Below are 16,762 nucleotides of genomic sequence, written 5' to 3' on the forward strand. Positions count from 1 at the left end.
AGCGGAAGGGAGTTGTGGCTGAGAAGCGGAACTGTGCTTGAGCACAGTGAGCATCGCAGGCCGCAAATCACGACGCGCAGCAGGTTTGGTTCGGTGCCATCTAACCGCTGTTGCGCAACCCCGCCGCAATGCCGTTGATCGACAAATGGATGCCCGTGCGCGCCGCCGCGTCCTGCTTACCCTCGCGGAAACGTTTCAGCAGCTCCACCTGCACGTGGTTGAGCGGATCGATATACGGGAAGCGGTTGCGTATCGAACGCTGCATCAGCGGATTGGCTTGCTGCAACTCTTCCTGGCCCGTGATCAGCTTCAGGGCGTCGAGCGTTGCCGCATATTCGGCGCGGATGCGCGTAAAGATGGCGTCGCGCAATGCCTTGTCCTTGACCAATTCCGCATACTTGCCGGCGATGGCGATATCGCTCTTGGCCAGGACCATATCCATGTTCGACAGCAAGGACGTGAAGAATGGCCAGTCCGTGTACATGCCGCGCAGCACGTCCGCGCCATCGGCAGGATGGGCCGCCAGGTAGGCTTGCACGGCAGAACCGAAACCAAACCAGCCCGGCAGCATCAAACGGCATTGCGCCCAGCTCAGGACCCAGGGAATGGCGCGCAAATCCTCGATGGACGTGGATTTCTTGCGCGAGGCGGGACGGCTGCCGATATTCAGGGCGGCAATCTCCGCGATCACCGTCGATTCCCAGAAATACTGTTCAAAGCCCTCCGTGCCGTAGACGAGGTCGCGGTAGGCGTTCAGGGCCGTTCCCGAAAGCTCTTCCATCGCGGCCAGGTGGCCCGCGCCTGCCGAGGCCTTCGGTTGCAGCTGCGCCTGCGGCAGCAGGGTCGACTGGATGGTGGCCGCCACCAGCACTTCCAGGTTGCGGCGCCCCACTTCCGGGTTCGCATACTTGGCTGTGATGACTTCGCCTTGCTCCGTCAAACGGATCTGTCCCTGCACGGCGCCGGCCGGCTGGGCCAGGATGGCTTCGTAGCTGGGTCCGCCGCCACGGCCGACGGAACCGCCGCGGCCGTGGAACAATCGCAGCTTGATCTGGTATTGCTTGAACACCGTCACCAGCTCGATCTCGGCCTTGTAGAGTTCCCAGCCGGAGGTCAAGAAGCCGCCGTCCTTGTTGCTGTCCGAGTAACCAAGCATGACTTCCTGCTGGTCGGTGCGCGACGCGAGCAATCCACGGTAGAACGGCAAGCCGAAGGCGCGCGCCATGATGGCGGGGCCGGCGCGCAAGTCGTCGATGGTTTCGAACAGGGGAATGATGTTGACATCGACTTCGCGGCTATCCTGGCGCAGCAAGCCTACTTCCTTGAGCAGCAAGGCCACTTCCAGCAAGTCCGAGACGCTGGCCGCCTTCGAGATGATGCAGTTCGGTACCGATTCCTTGCCATATTTGACATGGGCCTCGCGCACGGCGCGGAAGATGTCGAGTTCGGACGTCGTTTCTTCCGAGTAGTGCGCATACGGCGAGGTCAGCAGGCGTGGCGACTCCAGCTCGGCCAGCAGCAAGCTGATGCGCTGCTCTTCATCGAGGTCCAGGTAGACGAGGCCCGGCTGAGCACCCGCGAACAGTTCGCCCACGACGCGCTCATGCACGTCGGAATTCTGGCGCAAGTCGAGCGGCGCCAGCGAAAAGCCGAAGACCTTGACGGCGCGGCGCAGCTGGCGCAGCCGGCCGCGCGCCAGCGCACGCAAGCCATTGCTGACCAGCGAATGCTGGACGACGTCCAGGTCAGCCAGCAGTTCAACAGCGGCAGCGTAGGGCTGCACGCCGTCTGCCTGCTTGCCCTTGCCGGATAGCACCACGCGCGTGGCGTCCAGGCGTGCATGGATGCCGTGCAGGGCGCGGCGGTACGGTTCGTCGACCCGGTGCGGCGACGCATCGGCCGAGCGCTCGGCCAGCGCGCGCAGCGGTTCGCTGCACGCGTTCAGTATTTGCGCCAGCGACAGTTGCGAAGCGAGCTTGCGCAATTCACCGAGGTAAAAATCGAGTACCTTGTCAGCCTGCGTTTGCAGGGTACTGCGCAGGATGTCGGCCGTGACAAACGGGTTGCCGTCGCGGTCGCCGCCGATCCAGCTGCCCACTTTCATGAAATTGGGTAATTCCGCATCTTCCCAGCGGGCATCACGCTGGGCCAGCATGGTTTCCAGCGAGGAATACAATTTCGGCAGTTCACGCAGGATCGTATGGTCGTAGAACGACAGGCCATTGGCCACTTCATCCATGACGGACAGCTTGCTGGTGCGCAGCAGACGCGTCTGCCATAGGGTGACGATGCCACGGCCCAGCGCTTCTTCGTTTTGCTCGGCCTCTTCCGGGGTCATTTGCACGCGGTCGCGCTCGCTCAACAGGCGGGCGATGGCCATCTGGCAATTCTGGATACTCTTGCGCTGCACTTCCGTCGGATGCGCCGTGAAGACAGGGCTGACAAACGCATCTTCAAAGAACGATGCCAGCGCATCAGCCTTGCCGGCGTCAAACACGTTGCCGACGGCATGGCTGAGGCTACCCTGGCGCGGCGGCGAGCCGGCGATCAGATGGGCGCGCGTGCGGCGGATGTGATGTTGGTCTTCTGCAATATTGGCCAGCAGCGAGAAATAGCTGAAAGCGCGCGTCAACTGCGTGGTTTCTTCCTGCGACAGCGCTTGCAGCGCGTCCGACAGCTGCGCGCGCGCCGCTTCATCATTGTCGCGGCGGAAACGGATGGCCAGCTGGCGCACATGTTCGATGCGTTCGAAGGCGGGGTCGCCCAGGTGGTTGCGGATGGCGTCGCCCAGCAGACGGCCCAGCTGGCGGATATCGCTGCTCAGCAGCTCGTCTTTCACTTCATTCATTTGCATGGTATTCATTTCCTGGGGCGGCCACGGCGGCACCGCACAGATTGCGTAGTACGCGCTTCCCGGCCCGAGAAACGCCCATCGTCCAATTTGTAGTAAATTTACCTTATTGCTTCACCATCCTCTTGATTTCCATCAATAAAAATCCCACCCAAAGGGTAAGCAAGGGCTTACGAGCTGTTTGCCACGGCAACAATATGAAAATTTACTACGCATTTGAGCGAAAGGCAATCAACTTTTGTCTTTCGAGGCTGAAAAGTGACGGCGCAACACACAGGGCCGGCGCTCTCCTGTATGCTGCGGTTCAAACAAGGATGTAATCCACATCTTATGAATGATACCCATGCGACTGACTGCCTATACCGACTACACCCTGCGCACCCTGATGTACTTGGGCGCGCACCGCGACCGCCTCGTGACCATCCAGGACATCGCCGACCTGCATTCCATCTCGAAGAATCACCTGATGAAGGTGGTGCACCAGCTGGGCCTGTCAGGCATCGTGGAAACGGTACGTGGGAGAAATGGCGGCCTGCGCCTGGCGCGCGACCCAGCCGAGATCAATATCGGCACCGTCGTGCGCGAGACGGAAAGCGATTTTTTCATGGCGGAATGTTTTAACAAGGAAAACAACACTTGCCCGCTGACGCCTGATTGCCTGCTGAAGGCCAAGCTGGGCCAGGCCACGGCCGCCTTCCTGGCCGTGCTCGACACGGTGACCCTCGCATCGATACTCGCAAGAACGCAGGACTCTTCGGCGCTGGCGCCAGGCATCATCCCCCTGCACGTGGCAAAGTAAGCGCGTGCTAAAAACAACAATGCCCGGCAAGCCGGGCATTGTTCCTTCAGTAACTAATTAATGCATCAATGCGCGCTGGCCCCTGCCGCGCCGATACCCGTTTCCGAACGCATTTGCTGCGCTTCGTAGCCGGCGCGGTCGATGCGCGCGCGGGGGCTCTTGTCGAGCACAGAGAACAGCCAGATGCCAACGAAGCCGGCCGTCATCGAGAACAGCGCTGGCGACGCGTAAGGAAACAGCGCTTCGCCATGGCCGAGCACGTCGACCCACACGGACTTCGACACCACCGTCAGCGCGACAGCCGTGGTCAAGCCCAGGAAGCCGCCGATGGTGGCTCCCCGCGTGGTGCAATCCTTCCACAGCACCGACATGAACAGCACGGGGAAGTTGGCCGAGGCGGCGATGGCGAATGCCAGCGAGACCATGAAGGCGATGTTCTGCTTTTCAAAGGCGATGCCCAGCACCACGGCGATGATGCCCAGCACGACCGTCGTCACGCGCGACACTTTCAATTCGTTGGCGCCCGTGGCCTTGCCCTTCTTGATGACGGTGGCATACAGATCGTGCGACACGGCCGACGCGCCCGACAGGGTCAAGCCCGCCACGACGGCCAGGATGGTGGCAAACGCGACTGCCGACATGAAGCCGAGGAAGACGTTGCCGCCCACGGCCTTGGCCAGGTGCACGGCCGCCATGTTGTTGCCACCCAGCAGCTTGCCGGCAGCATCCTTGAACTCGGGATTGGTGCTCACCAGCACGATCGCGCCAAAGCCTATGATGAAAGTCAACACATAGAAGTAAGCGATCCAGGTGGTGGCCCAGAACACGGATTTGCGCGCTTCCTTGGCGCTCGGTACCGTGAAGAAACGCATCAGGATGTGCGGCAAGCCGGCCGTACCGAACATCAGCGCCATGCCGAACGAGATGGCCGAGATCGGGTCCTTGATGAAGGAACCCGGGCCCATGATGGCTTCCTTGGTCGCGTGCACGTCCACCGACTTGGCGAACAGCGCTTCCGGGCTGAAGTTGAATTGCGCCAGCACGGCCACGGCCATGAAGGTGGCGCCGCCCAGCAGCATCACCGCCTTGATGATCTGCACCCAGGTGGTGGCCGTCATGCCGCCAAACAGCACGTAGATCATCATCAATGTACCGACCAGGACGACGGCGATCCAGTATTCGAGGCCGAACAGCAGCTTGATCAGCTGGCCCGCGCCGACCATCTGCGCGATCAGATAAAAGGCCACGACGACCAGGGTGCCGGAAGCCGAAAAGATGCGGATCGGCGCCTGCTTGAAGCGGTAGGCGGCCACGTCGGCAAAGGTAAAGCGTCCCAGGTTGCGCAAGCGCTCGGCCATCAAAAAGGTGATGATGGGCCAGCCGACAAGAAAGCCGATGGCGTAGATCAGGCCATCATAGCCGTTCAAAAAGACGGCCGCGGAAATGCCGAGGAAGGAGGCGGCCGACATATAGTCGCCCGCAATGGCCAGGCCATTCTGGAAGCCTGTGATGCCGCCGCCAGCCGTGTAGAAATCGGAGGCCGACTTGGTCTTCTTGGCCGCCCACTTGGTGACGAACAATGTAAAAATAACGAAGGCGGCGAACATGATGATCGCCGTCCAGTTGGTCGGTTGCTTGACTGCCTGGCCCAGGTCGGCGCCGGCCGCGAACGCGGCATTGCTGGCGCCCAGCAGCGCCAGGGCACTCAGGCAAGACACGCCGCGCAGCACATGCTTGGCGGCGCTCATGCTTGCACCCGTGCCTGGATGGCGCTGGTCAGGTCGTCAAATTGCTTGTTGGCGCGGCGCACATAGATGCCGGTGACCAGCACGGTAAACACGATGACGAACAGGCCGATCGGCATGCCCCAGGTCATCACGCCGGCGCCCGTCTTAGTGGCCAGAAATTCCTTGTTGAAGGCGATGAGCAGGATGTAGCCGTAGTACACCAGCATCATCAGGCCCGTCAGCGCCCAGCCGAAGCGGGAACGCACCTTGACCAGCTGATGATAGCTGGGGTCGCTCTTGATTTTTTGAACCAGATCGTCATGCATTGTGTTGCCTCCTGTTATGTAAAAGCTGCTCTTTTGTTTTCGAGCTTGGATTCACAGTACAGTCCGAGACTTACCCGCCCCTTACGGCAGCGTTTTTTCTCGCGGTGACAACACAATGCAGAAAAAAATCAATTCAGTGCGGCAGCCGGTCCGAAGAACTCGTGGTGCGTCTGCTGTTCCGGCACGCCCAGTTCGCGCAGGTATTGCTTGATAGCGCGCATGAATGGCTGCGGTCCCAGGAAGTAGGCGTCGACGTCGCGCGAAACCGGCAGCCAGTGGCCGAGCTGCTCCTTACTCAGCAAGCCGACGGCGTCCGGTGCGTCCTGTTCGCCGCCATGTTCCGCGTAGCAGTAATACCGCTGCAGCTGCGGGTGCTGCGCGGCCAGCGCGTCGATCTGCGCGCGGAACGCATGCACGCCGTGGTTGCGCGCCGCGTGGATGAAATGCACGGGACGCTTGCCGCGCAGGGCCGCCGTCAGCATGGCCAGGGTCGGCGTGATGCCCACGCCGCCGCTGATCAGCACCAGCGGCTTGTCGCTATCCGTCAGCACGAAGTCGCCCGAGGGCGGCGTCAGCTGCACGGTGTCGCCCGCCTGCACGTGATCGTGGAAGAAATTCGAGACCTTGCCGCCCTCTTCGCGCTTGACGCTGATGCGATACGTCTGACCATTGCTGGCGGCCGACAAGGAATACTGGCGGCGCATGGGCACGCCATCGACGGTGGCCAGCACGCCGATATATTGACCTGGCGCAAAGTCGAGCACGGGCTGGCCATCGGCGGGCGCCATCAGGAAGGAGGTGATCTCGCCGCTTTCCACCGTCTTGCTGTGTACTAAGAAATCGCGCGCGCCGCTCCAGCCGCCCGGTGCGGCCGCCTGCGCCTTGTAGATGCGCCCTTCTTCGCCGGCCAGGATGTCGGCCAGCTGGCCATACGCCGCGCCCCAGGCGTCGATGACGGCATCGCTGGCGACCTCTTCGCCCAGCACTTCGCGTATCGCTTGCAGCAGGCTGGCACCCACCAGCGGATAGTGCTCGGCGCGGATCTGCAGGGCCACGTGCTTGTTGACGATGGTGGCCACCAGGTCGCCTAGCGCCGCAAGCTTGTCGATATTTTTGGCATATATCAGCACGCCATTGGCCAGCGCGCGCTGCTGGTCGCCGCTATGCTGGTGCGCCTGGTTAAAGTACGGCAGAACTTCGGGATGGTCGCGGAACAGATTCTTGTAGAAGTGGCGCGTCAGCGCTTCGCCGCCCTGCTCGAGGATGGGGACGGTGGCCGTGATGATGGCGCGTTGTTCTTGGGTCAGCATGTAAAACTCCTGTGTATATTTGTAAGCGGTCTCAGGCCAGCGTTTCAACGGCTGGATATAACTCGTGGTCTTCGCGCCGCATGCGCTGGAACAGCGCGTGCAGCACGGTATTGGCTTCGCTGCGGAAGGCTTCCGGTTCGGTTTCCAGGCGCACGGGCGTATTCCAGCGGCCGGCGAAATCCAGGTAGGCGCCGGCGATGCCTTGCATTTCGTTTTCGTACCGGCGTCCCAGTTGTGCCACCTTGGCCACGCCGGACGCTTGCGCAGCCGGATACAGGTAGCGCTGCTCGACGGCCAGGTGCAGCTTGATCAAGCCGCTCATGGCAATGATCTGTTCGGCAATGGCTTGCGCCTGCGCAGCCACACCGCCGCGCGCCAGCCGGCGCAAGTCGTCAATGGCGGCCAGGATGTCCAGGTGCTGCTGTTTGAATTTGTCGATATTCATGGCGTATTTCTCTTGTTGAGTGTCCCCAGTGTAGCGGAATTCGCCTAAACATGCAAATTACATGCATCTTTAAATGCATAAGTGTTTCCTGAAGGAATCTGAAACGACATGCGCCACTATGTGCGCCAGAGAACACAAGCTACGGCCATGTCTGCCTATAATTTATTTATCACAGCACAGGCCCGTTTGCGGCCGTGCCGCACCCTCCACTCCAGCCAAGGATGAGCATGAAAAACAAGACGGGCACGGGCCAGGCGCAGCAACTGGCAGGCATCATCAACGAGCACCACACGGACCTGCTGGACGGCTGGATGGCCGGCCTGATCGCCCGCCTGGTGCGGCGCGACAAGATCGCCGAGAACGAGCTGCGCCAGCAGGCATCGCAATTCCTGCCGCTGCTGGCGGGCGCGCTGGAAAGCGGCGACTCGTTCGACATCGAAGGCGGCGCCTGGGACGATACGCGCCAGCTGCTGGCGGAGATATCGCAGTCGCGCGTGCGCCAGGGCTATTCGCCGATCGACACGGCCAGCTTCATGTTTGCCCTCAAGGAACCGCTGTTCGCCTACCTGCGCAAGGCAATCACGGCGCATCCGGAGCAACTGGGCGACGCCATCGTCAGCACCAGCAAGCTGTTCGACGAACTGGGCCTGCTGACCATCGCCATCTACCAGAAAGCGCGCGAACAGGTGATTCTGCGACAGCAGCAGGAATTGCTGGAGCTGTCCACGCCCGTGGTGCAGCTGTGGCAAAACGTGCTGGCCCTGCCCCTGATCGGCACCCTCGACAGCGCGCGCACGCAGGTGGTGATGGAAAGCCTGCTGCAAAAGATCGTCGACACGGGCGCCCTGATCGCCATCATCGATATCACGGGCGTGCCTACCGTCGACACCCTGGTGGCGCAGCATCTGCTGAAAACCATCGCCGCCGCGCGCCTGATGGGCGCCGACTGCATCATCAGCGGTATCCGCCCGCAGATCGCGCAAACCATCGTGCACCTGGGCGTCAACCTGGAAGACGTGATGACCAAGGCCACGCTGGCCGACGCCTTCGTCGTGGCCCTGAAACGCACGGGCTCCAGCATCACCTACCAGCAGCAACAACACTGAGGCGCCTATGGAAAGAATCCCCATTTTACGCATGGGCCGGCTGCTGCTGGTGACGATCCAGGTGGACATGCATGACCGCCTGGCGATGACCTTGCAGGACGACCTGACCACCCGCATCGTGACGGACCGCGCCACGGGCGTGCTGATCGACATTTCCGCGCTCGACATCGTCGACTCCTTCATCGGCCGCATGATCAGCAATACGGCGGCGATGGCGAAAATCCTCGACGCGCGCACCGTCGTCGTCGGCATGCAGCCAGCCGTCGCCATCACCCTCGTGGAACTGGGGCTGACGCTGGAAGGCGTGAGCACGGCGCTCAACGTGGAGCTGGGCATCAAGCTGCTGGAACGGGGCGGCGCATGCGCATGACGGGGGCGCCGTGCTAGGCGCGCAGGCACACGAGAGCGCGCAGATCCTGCCCCTGCACAACGACGAAGACGTCGTACGGCTGCGCAAGCAGGTACGCGACAGCATGGTCGCCATGGGTTTTGGCCTGATCGAACAGACCAAGATCATCACGGCGGCGAGCGAGCTGGCGCGCAATACCCTGCGCTACGGCGGCGGGGGCGAAGCGCGCATCGCGCGCGTCAGCGATGGCGCGCGCCAGGGACTGGAGCTGCGCTTTGTCGATGCGGGACCGGGCATCGAAGATATTCCCCTGGCGCTGACCGATGGTTATACCAGCGGCGGTGGGCTGGGACTGGGGCTGGGCGGCGCCAAGCGCCTGGCCGACGCATTTCACATCGACACGGCGCCCGGCGCGGGCACCACTGTCACCATCGCGAAATGGAAGCTGTTTTGAACCACCTCGACCAAGCCCCTGACATTGCCAGGCAACGCAGTTTTCCCATCGGCGAACCGAGCGAGATCGCCGCGGCCCGCCGCGCCGGCAACGAACTGGCGCGCCGCATCGGCTTCGACGACGTGCGCACGGGCCAGCTGGCCATCATCATCAGCGAGGCGGCGACCAACATCGTCAAGCACGCGCAGCGCGGCGAAATCCTGCTGCGCAAGGTGCTGCGCGGCGGCACCAGCGGCATCGAAGTGCTGGCCATCGACAACGGTCCCGGCATGGCCAACGTGCGCCAGCACATGCAGGATGGCCATTCCACCACGGGCACCTACGGCGTGGGACTGGGCGCGATACGCCGCCTGAGCCAGGAGTTCGACCTGTACACGGCGCCCGGCAAGGGCACGGTGCTGATGATGGTGGTATGGGGACAGCACGCCAGCAGCGCCATTCCTGCCAGTCCGAACTGGCAGATCGGCGCCGTATGCCTGCCGCTGGCCTCGGAACAGGTGTGCGGCGACGCCTGGAACGTCGTCTGCGAAGGCCATGAACTGAGCCTGATGGTGGCCGATGGCCTGGGCCACGGCCCGCTGGCGGCGCGCGCTTCGGAATGCGCCAGCGCCCTGCTGGAACACAGCACTCCCGGCTTGCCGCCCCTGCCCGCCTCCTTCATCGAACTGGCCCACGGCGCCCTGCGTGCCACGCGCGGCGCGGCCCTGGCGGTGGCGCATATCGACAGTGCACGCCGCGAATTGCGCTACGCGGGCGTGGGCAATATCGCCGCCTGCGCCTTCGACGCGCAGCAGCGCCGGCATCTGCTGTCGCATAACGGCATCGTCGGCAGCAATCTGCGCAAGGTGCAGGAGTTTTGCTTTCCATGGCAGCAGGCCACGACACTGATCATGCATTCGGACGGCTTGCACACGCGCTGGGACCTGGAGCGCTATCCGGGCCTGGCGCAATGCCACCCCAGCCTCGTCGCCGCCGTGCTGTACCGGGATTTTGCGCGCGGGCGCGACGACGTCACGGTGGTGGTGCTGCGCGAACATGAGGAACACCAGGCTGTAACAGCTGAAACAGCGGAAGGGACAGGTGCGGCATGACACAACGCATATTGACAGCCCATATCGGCAGCGAACTCGATGTGGTGGGCGCGCGCCAGCGCGCACGGCAGATCGCCGCCCTGTGCGGCTTCGGCGTGCAGGACCAGGTGCGCATCGCCACGGCCGTATCGGAACTCGCGCGCAACGTCTACAACTACGCCGGCAGCGGCAAGGTGCATTTCGCCATCGATGGCCAGACGGCGCCGCAGGTGCTCAGCATCCGCATCGAGGACCAGGGCCCCGGCATCGCGCAGCTCGACAAGATACTGGCCGGCACCTACCGCTCGCCTACGGGCATGGGCCTGGGCATCCTGGGCGCCCAGCGCCTGATGGACCGCTGCCATATCCACAGCACGCCGGGCGACGGCACGCAGATCACCCTGCACAAGCTGTTCCCCCGTGACGCGCCCCTGCTCGACGGCGCCACGATCGGCGTGCTGTCCGGCAGCCTGCAGGCGCTGCCGCCGGATATCACGCTGTCCGAAGTGCAGCAGCAGAACCGCGAACTCCTGAGCACCCTGGCCGAACTGAAGACGCGCCAGGACGACCTGCTGCAGCTGACGCGCGAACTGGAAGACACCAACCGGGGCGTGGTGGCGCTATTCGCGGAGCTGGACGAGAAAGCCGACCACCTGCGCCGCGCCGACCAGATGAAATCGCGCTTCCTGTCCAACATGAGCCATGAATTCCGCACCCCGCTCAGCTCCATCCGCGCCCTGTCCAAGCTGCTGCTCGACCGTATCGACGGCGAGCTGTCCGAGGAACAGGAAAAGCAGGTGCGGTTCATCCTGCAAAGCGCCGTCAGCCTGAGCGAACTGGTCAACGACCTGCTGGACCTGGCCAAGATCGAGGCGGGCAAGGTCGACGTGCATGCCAACAGCTTCCAGGTGGCCGACCTGTTCAGCGCCCTGCGCGGCATGCTGCGCCCGCTGCTGGTGTCCGAGTCGCTGACCTTGACCTTCATCGACCCCGACCCGGCGCTGCACATCCACACGGATGAAGGCAAGCTGTCGCAAATCCTGCGCAACTTCATCGCCAACGCCCTGAAGTTCACGGAAGCGGGCGCCATCATCGTCAGCGCCACGCCCTTGCCGGAGCCGGATGCCATCCGCTTTTCCGTCTCCGACACGGGCCTGGGCATCGCCGCCGAAGACGTGCAGCTGATCTTCGAAGAATTCAGCCAGGTGGAAAACCACATGCAGCGCAAGGTCAAGGGCACGGGCCTGGGCCTGCCCCTGTGCCGCAACCTGGCCACCCTGCTCAATGGCACGGTGAGCGTGGAAAGCACGCCGGGCGAGGGCTCGCTGTTTTCCGTCGTCCTGCCCGCCAGCTACCATGCGCCCGAAGGCAGCCTGCCGCCGAGCGCGTCGGCCAACGACAACGGCAACGACCAGCGCATCGGCGTGCTGGTGGTGGAAGACAATCCACCCGTGCGCCTGCTGTATGAAAAATTTTTGGCCGGCAGCGAATTTCGCGTGGTCCCCGCGCGCAGCGTGCGCGAAGCGCAGGAGCGCTGGGAGCAGCAGCGCCCGGCCGCCGTCATCCTCGACATCATGCTGCACGGCGAAACGGCCTGGCACTGGCTGGCCGAACTGAAAAACGACCCGCTGCGGCGCCAGGTGCCCGTCATCGTCGCCACCGAGATCGACGACGTGCGCAAGGGCCTGGCCCTGGGCGCCGACGCCTACTACGTCAAGCCGCTGTCGCGCCAGCAATTGCTGGCGACCCTGCGCGCGCTGATCGGCAACCAACACCACCGGCAAGAGCCGGTTCCGCCGCAAGGCACAACCACCTGGGACAATGCGCATGCTACCGGATAACAACAGCGATGCTCTGATCCTGAACGTCGATGACAGCGACGGCGCACGCTACGCCAAGTCGCGCATCCTCAAACGCGCCGGCTTCAAGGTCATCGAAGCCTCGAACGGGGGAGACGCGCTGCTGCGCGCCCGCCAGGACCACCCCAACCTGATCCTCCTCGACGTCAAGCTGCCCGACATCAACGGCCTGGAAGTGTGCCGCCAATTGAAGGGTGGCACCGAGACGAACACCATCCTGGTGCTGCAGACGTCCGCTTCCTGCATCGGCTCGGCCGACAAGATCCGCGCCCTCGACGGCGGCGCCGACAATTACCTGGTCGAGCCCATCGAGGCCGATGAACTGATCGCCAACGTCAAGGCGCTGCTGCGCCTGGGACGCGTCGAGCGCGCGCTGCGCGACGTGGACCGCCGCAAGGATGAATTCCTGTCCACGCTCGCGCATGAATTGCGCAACCCGCTGGGTCCCATCCGCACGGCGCTGGCCCTGCTGTGCAAGCTCGATCCCGTCGTGCCGGCCATCCAGGACAATGCGCGCCGCACCATTGGCCGCCACACGGACCACCTGGTGCGCCTGGTCGACGACCTGCTCGACGTGTCGCGCATTTCGCAGGGCAAAATCTCGCTGCAATGGGAAAGCGTAAGCCTGGCCAGCGTCATCCGCAGCGCGCTGGAAACGAGTTCGCACAGCGTCGAGGCGCGCGGCCACGCGCTGGACGTGAACCTGCCCCAGGAAGAACTGTGGGTCTGCGGCGACGCCGTGCGCCTGTCGCAGATCGTCGCCAACCTGCTGCTCAACGCGGCCAAGTTCACGGCGCCGGGCGGGCGCATCGCCATTAGCGCCGGGCGTGAAGGCGACAACGTGCGCATCCGCCTGAGCGACAACGGCATCGGCATCGCCGCCGCCAACATCGACAGCATCTTCGGCCTGTTCGAGCAGAGCGGCCATTCGCCCGACCGGGTGCAGGATGGCCTGGGCATCGGCCTGTCGCTGGTGCGCAATCTGGTGACCTTGCACGGCGGCCAGGTCAGCGTGCACAGCCCCGGCGTGGGACTGGGCAGCACCTTCGAAGTCATCCTTCCGCTCGACGCCAACGTGCCGCTGCCGGCCGCGCCAGTACCGGAGACGGCCACCGGCGGCAGCCAGCGCATCCTCGTCGTCGACGACAACTGCGATGCGGCCGACACCCTGGCCGAATTGCTGGAAATGTACGGCCACACGGTGCGCACGGCCTACACGGGGATACAAGCCACCGAGCGCACCCTGGAATTCAAGCCCGACATCGTCTTTCTCGATATCGGCCTGCCCGACATGAGCGGCTACGACGTGGCCGTCAAACTGCGCCAGTTGCCGATACCGCAGCAATTCCTGCTCGTCGCGCTGACCGGCTACGGCCAGGAACACGACCGCCAGGCGGCCCTGCAGGCCGGCTTCAACGAGCACTTCGCCAAGCCTGTCGATTTCGGCAAGCTGGCCATGCTGGGATTGCATATCGCCCCCTGAGCAGGGTGGCGGCTGCCTGCGGCCAGGGCGTCGGCTATAATCGGCGGCCGCCTCACCTCTGGAACCATGACATGACCACCCGCACGCCGCTGCTGCGCATCACCATGATACTAGGCGCCCTGCACGCCCTGCTGGGCTGGCTGCTGTTGCCTTCGCTGCCCGTCGACCTGGCCGGCTGGCTGCTGGGCGGCCTGGTCTTGCTGGCGTCGACCATGCTCATGCCGATGACGATCTTCGCCCGCGCCGTCACCAACGATGCGCGCCTGGCCGACCGTTTGAGCTGGGCCGGCTCGCTGTGCATGGGCTTTTTTTCCTCGCTGTTCGTGCTCGCCGTGCTGCGCGAACTCACCTTGCTGATTCCCGCCGCCCGCCAGCACGCGCAGACATCCGCCGTGGCCGTGCTGCTCCTGGCCCTGCTGGCCACCGTCGTCGGCTTCATCAACGCCCGCCGGGTGGCGCGCGTGCGCGAAGTGACAGTGCCCATCGCCGGCCTGCCGGCCGCCTTGCAGGGCTTGACCATCGTGCAGCTGAGCGACATCCACGTGGGCGCCACCATCAAGCGCGCCTACGTGCAGGCCATCGTCGCGCGCGCCAATGGCCTGCAGCCCGACATCATCGCCATCACGGGCGACGTCGTCGACGGCACGGTGGCGCAACTGGGCAGCCATACGGCGCCGTTGGGCGAGCTGCGCGCGCGCCATGGCGTCTTCCTCGTCACGGGCAACCATGAATACTATTCGGGCGCCGCGCCGTGGGTGGCGGAATTTCGCCGCCTGGGCTTGCGCGTGCTGATGAACGAACATGCGGTGCTCGAGCACGACGGCGCGCGCCTGGCGCTGGCCGGCGTGACTGATTTCAATGCCGCCGCCTTCGACCCTACCCAGAAAAGCGACCCGCAGGCCGCCATCGCCGGGGCACCGGCCGATATCCCCCGCATCCTGCTGGCGCACCAGCCGCGCAGCGCGCCCGAGGCCGAAGCGGGCGGCTACGACCTTCAATTGTCGGGCCACACGCATGGCGGCCAATTCTGGCCATGGAACCTGTTCGTGCCGCTGCAGCAGCCCTACGTGGCGGGCTTGCACCGGCAAGGCCGGCTGTGGATTTATGTCAGCCGGGGCACCGGCTACTGGGGTCCGCCGAAACGCATCGGCGCGCCGGCGGAGATTACGCTACTCAGGCTGGTGGCGGAGTAAGACTCACTCCGCCCAGCTGGCCATCCACGCCTCGAAACGCGCCACCACCGCCGACGGATTCAGGCGCGCCATGGCGCCGTCCACCGCTTCGCTGTCGCTGACCTCGAACAGCAGCACACTTTCGTCGCGCCGGGCGCCCGCACCGAATATCCCTTCGGCGTCAAGCTGCGCCAGCGCCGCGATGCAGGCGTCGAACACCCCAGTGCGAAAGGTGGCGAAATCCACGTCGAACGGCAGCCCGCGGTGCGCCTGCAGCAGCAAGCGGTAGGCGCTGTCGAAGTACGCGCCACCTTCGTCGAACGCCCATTCGGCCGGGTTCCACAGCATCTCGTCGCCGTATTCCGAGGCTGCCAGCGCTTCGCGGCTATTCGCCATCGGGCCGATGGTCATGGCGCTGTCGTCGCTCACCAGCGCGAAGGCGTCGATGTGCTGGTCCGGATGCGCACGGCGCACGGCTTCGACAGCCTGGCGCGCGGCGTGCGCCACCAGGGTTTGCAGCAGCGCGAAATCGAAGACGGCCGGGTCGATCAGCATGGCGCGCGCCAGGGCATAGCCGTCGGCCAGCGCTGCATGGCAGTGGCACAGGTAGGCGGCGTGCGCCTGCGCCTCGCTGGCGTAGTCGTTGCGCGTCTCCGCGCCCCAAGTCATGGCCGCGCCGGCGGCCGTCCAGACGCTCGTGCCGAATACGCGCGCTTCCCGGAAGCGGGCCGGCTGATCGCCGTCAAAGGTGTAAAACAGGCTGTAGTTACTATGCATGGGAATTGTTCATCGTTTAATCGGGCCGTATCTGCGCGGCGAAATCGCGCTGGCGGAACTGCTCCAGCAGGAAATCGACGAACACGCGCGTCTTCGCGGGCAAGAGCTTCTTGCTGGGATAGTACACGGACAGGGGGCCGGAATCGGCATGCCAGCCAGGCAGCAGCCGCACCAGGGCGCCGCTGCGCAAGTGGGCCAGCGCGTGCGGCATGGGCAGCAGCGCCACACCGACGCCCAGGATGGCCGCCTGCGCCATCGCTTCCGGGTCGTCGAAGATGGCGCGCGGCCGGCATTCGGCCACGCCTTCGCCGCCGGAACCATCACGCAGTATCCAGCTGCGCAATCTGCCGCTGCCGGCCGAGCGGCGCGCCACGCCGTCGAAGTGCGCCAGGTCCGATGGGTGCACGGGCAGGATTTTCCCCTGCATGAAGGCGGGCGACGCCGTGGCGACGATGTGGGCGTGGCCCAGTTCGCGCGCCACCACGCCGGGCGTCAGCTCGATGCCGCCGCCGATGGCCACGTCAAACCCTTCGCCGATCAGGTCCACTTGCCGGTTGTCGAAATGGCAGTCGGGAATGACGCCAGGGTAGCGCGCGATGAAGTCGCCCAGCAGGGGCACCACGTAGCTGCGTCCGAACGACGGCGCCATGCTGATTTTCAGTATGCCGGCCGGCTGGCCGCCCTCTTCGGCCACGCCGGCGATCGCCTCGCGCAAGGTGGACAGGGCGCCGCCGATCTGCTGCAGGAAGCGTTCGCCCCCTTCCGTCAGGGTCAGGCGGCGCGTGCTGCGCTGGAACAGCCGCAATCCCAGGCTCGCTTCCAGCCGCGCCACGTTCTTGCTGACGGCGGCCGGCGTCAGCCCCAGGCGGCGCGCGGCGGCGGAAAAGCTGCCCAGTTCGGCAGACAGCACGAAGGATTGCAAGTGATTGAGAGCGTCCATGCGCCTATTCTACCCGCTCATCTGATAGTAATGGTTGAAAGTAATTGTAGCGATTCATGGCTAGCGCGGCAGGAATGAAAGGCAGATACTGAAC

15 protein-coding genes are annotated in these 16,762 nt (G+C 64.3%); 8 read left to right on the forward strand and 7 right to left on the reverse strand.

Translation table 11 applies throughout. The features are described 5' to 3' along the window. Positions 1-100: 100 nt before the first annotated feature. Positions 101-2,854, reverse strand: coding sequence for a phosphoenolpyruvate carboxylase (gene ppc, locus LSO07_RS17050; protein ID WP_208672407.1), 2,754 nt, complete (start codon positions 2,852-2,854; stop codon positions 101-103). Between the two features lie 340 nt (positions 2,855-3,194). Here ppc and LSO07_RS17055 point away from each other — a divergent pair, with 340 nt between their 5' ends. Beyond that, entirely contained in the window at positions 3,195-3,650 is a 456-nt protein-coding gene (locus tag LSO07_RS17055; protein ID WP_151095747.1) for an RrF2 family transcriptional regulator, read from the forward strand. Between the two features lie 65 nt (positions 3,651-3,715). Here the strand turns inward: LSO07_RS17055 and LSO07_RS17060 are convergent, their stop codons facing one another. The 4 genes from LSO07_RS17060 to LSO07_RS17075 all read right to left on the reverse strand — a co-directional run bounded on the left by LSO07_RS17060 (position 3,716) and on the right by LSO07_RS17075 (position 7,458). Next, the gene (locus LSO07_RS17060) at positions 3,716-5,398 is read right to left on the reverse strand and encodes a cation acetate symporter (protein WP_151095750.1); all 1,683 of its coding nucleotides are present in this window, start codon (positions 5,396-5,398) and stop codon (positions 3,716-3,718) included. Further along, positions 5,395-5,703 (reverse strand): DUF485 domain-containing protein, encoded by a 309-nt coding sequence (locus tag LSO07_RS17065; RefSeq protein ID WP_046682872.1) that lies wholly within the window; start codon positions 5,701-5,703, stop codon positions 5,395-5,397. The genes LSO07_RS17060 and LSO07_RS17065 overlap by 4 nt, the downstream gene beginning before the upstream one ends. A gap of 128 nt (positions 5,704-5,831) precedes the next feature. Continuing rightward, complete coding sequence (gene hmpA, locus LSO07_RS17070) at positions 5,832-7,013, reverse strand: NO-inducible flavohemoprotein (protein ID WP_151095754.1); 1,182 nt, start codon at positions 7,011-7,013, stop codon at positions 5,832-5,834. Between the two features lie 31 nt (positions 7,014-7,044). After that, a complete protein-coding gene (locus LSO07_RS17075; protein ID WP_151095757.1) occupies positions 7,045-7,458 on the reverse strand; it encodes a hemerythrin domain-containing protein in 414 nt (137 codons plus the stop codon). 227 nt (positions 7,459-7,685) lie between these two features. Between LSO07_RS17075 and LSO07_RS17080 the strand changes: the two genes are divergently transcribed. From LSO07_RS17080 to LSO07_RS17110, 7 genes are all read left to right on the forward strand, one after another. After that, entirely contained in the window at positions 7,686-8,564 is an 879-nt protein-coding gene (locus LSO07_RS17080) for an STAS domain-containing protein (protein ID WP_151095760.1), read from the forward strand. A gap of 7 nt (positions 8,565-8,571) precedes the next feature. Further along, on the forward strand, positions 8,572-8,934 hold the full coding sequence (locus LSO07_RS17085) for an STAS domain-containing protein (RefSeq protein WP_034785745.1): 363 nt from the start codon (positions 8,572-8,574) through the stop codon (positions 8,932-8,934). A gap of 10 nt (positions 8,935-8,944) precedes the next feature. Continuing rightward, the gene (locus LSO07_RS17090; protein WP_225317331.1) at positions 8,945-9,367 is read left to right on the forward strand and encodes an ATP-binding protein; all 423 of its coding nucleotides are present in this window, start codon (positions 8,945-8,947) and stop codon (positions 9,365-9,367) included. Further along, positions 9,364-10,458, forward strand: a complete 1,095-nt coding sequence (locus tag LSO07_RS17095) for an ATP-binding SpoIIE family protein phosphatase (protein WP_225317332.1) — start codon at positions 9,364-9,366, stop codon at positions 10,456-10,458. The genes LSO07_RS17090 and LSO07_RS17095 overlap by 4 nt, the downstream gene beginning before the upstream one ends. Then, the gene (locus tag LSO07_RS17100) at positions 10,455-12,278 is read left to right on the forward strand and encodes an ATP-binding protein (RefSeq protein ID WP_151095763.1); all 1,824 of its coding nucleotides are present in this window, start codon (positions 10,455-10,457) and stop codon (positions 12,276-12,278) included. The genes LSO07_RS17095 and LSO07_RS17100 overlap by 4 nt, the downstream gene beginning before the upstream one ends. After that, positions 12,265-13,779: an ATP-binding response regulator gene (locus tag LSO07_RS17105; protein WP_151095766.1), complete on the forward strand. Its 1,515-nt coding sequence runs from the start codon at positions 12,265-12,267 to the stop codon at positions 13,777-13,779. Before LSO07_RS17100 ends, LSO07_RS17105 begins: the two co-directional genes overlap by 14 nt. A gap of 71 nt (positions 13,780-13,850) precedes the next feature. After that, positions 13,851-14,972, forward strand: a complete 1,122-nt coding sequence (locus tag LSO07_RS17110) for a metallophosphoesterase (protein ID WP_151095769.1) — start codon at positions 13,851-13,853, stop codon at positions 14,970-14,972. Between the two features lie 3 nt (positions 14,973-14,975). On the opposite strand, the gene LSO07_RS17115 is transcribed toward LSO07_RS17110, so the two are convergent. Together LSO07_RS17115 and LSO07_RS17120 are read right to left on the reverse strand one after the other, a co-directional pair. Then, a complete protein-coding gene (locus LSO07_RS17115) occupies positions 14,976-15,728 on the reverse strand; it encodes a DUF4303 domain-containing protein (RefSeq protein ID WP_151095772.1) in 753 nt (250 codons plus the stop codon). A gap of 16 nt (positions 15,729-15,744) precedes the next feature. Beyond that, positions 15,745-16,668, reverse strand: coding sequence for a LysR family transcriptional regulator (locus tag LSO07_RS17120; protein ID WP_151095774.1), 924 nt, complete (start codon positions 16,666-16,668; stop codon positions 15,745-15,747). Positions 16,669-16,762 lie beyond the last annotated feature (94 nt).

Origin of the sequence: Janthinobacterium sp. PLB04, from assembly GCF_021165895.1 — a bacterium.
Taxonomy (GTDB): Bacteria; Pseudomonadota; Gammaproteobacteria; order Burkholderiales; family Burkholderiaceae_D; genus Janthinobacterium; species Janthinobacterium lividum.

Excerpts from the sequence above, each read along its gene's own strand:
- ppc (WP_208672407.1), bottom strand. The coding sequence starts at position 2,854 with ATGCAAATGAATGAAGTGAAAGACGAGCTGCTGAGCAGCGATATCCGC.
- LSO07_RS17055 (WP_151095747.1), top strand. The coding sequence starts at position 3,195 with ATGCGACTGACTGCCTATACCGACTACACCCTGCGCACCCTGATGTAC.
- LSO07_RS17060 (WP_151095750.1), bottom strand. The coding sequence starts at position 5,398 with ATGAGCGCCGCCAAGCATGTGCTGCGCGGCGTGTCTTGCCTGAGTGCC.
- LSO07_RS17065 (WP_046682872.1), bottom strand. The coding sequence starts at position 5,703 with ATGCATGACGATCTGGTTCAAAAAATCAAGAGCGACCCCAGCTATCAT.
- hmpA (WP_151095754.1), bottom strand. The coding sequence starts at position 7,013 with ATGCTGACCCAAGAACAACGCGCCATCATCACGGCCACCGTCCCCATC.
- LSO07_RS17075 (WP_151095757.1), bottom strand. The coding sequence starts at position 7,458 with ATGAATATCGACAAATTCAAACAGCAGCACCTGGACATCCTGGCCGCC.
- LSO07_RS17080 (WP_151095760.1), top strand. The coding sequence starts at position 7,686 with ATGAAAAACAAGACGGGCACGGGCCAGGCGCAGCAACTGGCAGGCATC.
- LSO07_RS17085 (WP_034785745.1), top strand. The coding sequence starts at position 8,572 with ATGGAAAGAATCCCCATTTTACGCATGGGCCGGCTGCTGCTGGTGACG.
- LSO07_RS17100 (WP_151095763.1), top strand. The coding sequence starts at position 10,455 with ATGACACAACGCATATTGACAGCCCATATCGGCAGCGAACTCGATGTG.
- LSO07_RS17105 (WP_151095766.1), top strand. The coding sequence starts at position 12,265 with ATGCTACCGGATAACAACAGCGATGCTCTGATCCTGAACGTCGATGAC.
- LSO07_RS17110 (WP_151095769.1), top strand. The coding sequence starts at position 13,851 with ATGACCACCCGCACGCCGCTGCTGCGCATCACCATGATACTAGGCGCC.
- LSO07_RS17115 (WP_151095772.1), bottom strand. The coding sequence starts at position 15,728 with ATGCATAGTAACTACAGCCTGTTTTACACCTTTGACGGCGATCAGCCG.
- LSO07_RS17120 (WP_151095774.1), bottom strand. The coding sequence starts at position 16,668 with ATGGACGCTCTCAATCACTTGCAATCCTTCGTGCTGTCTGCCGAACTG.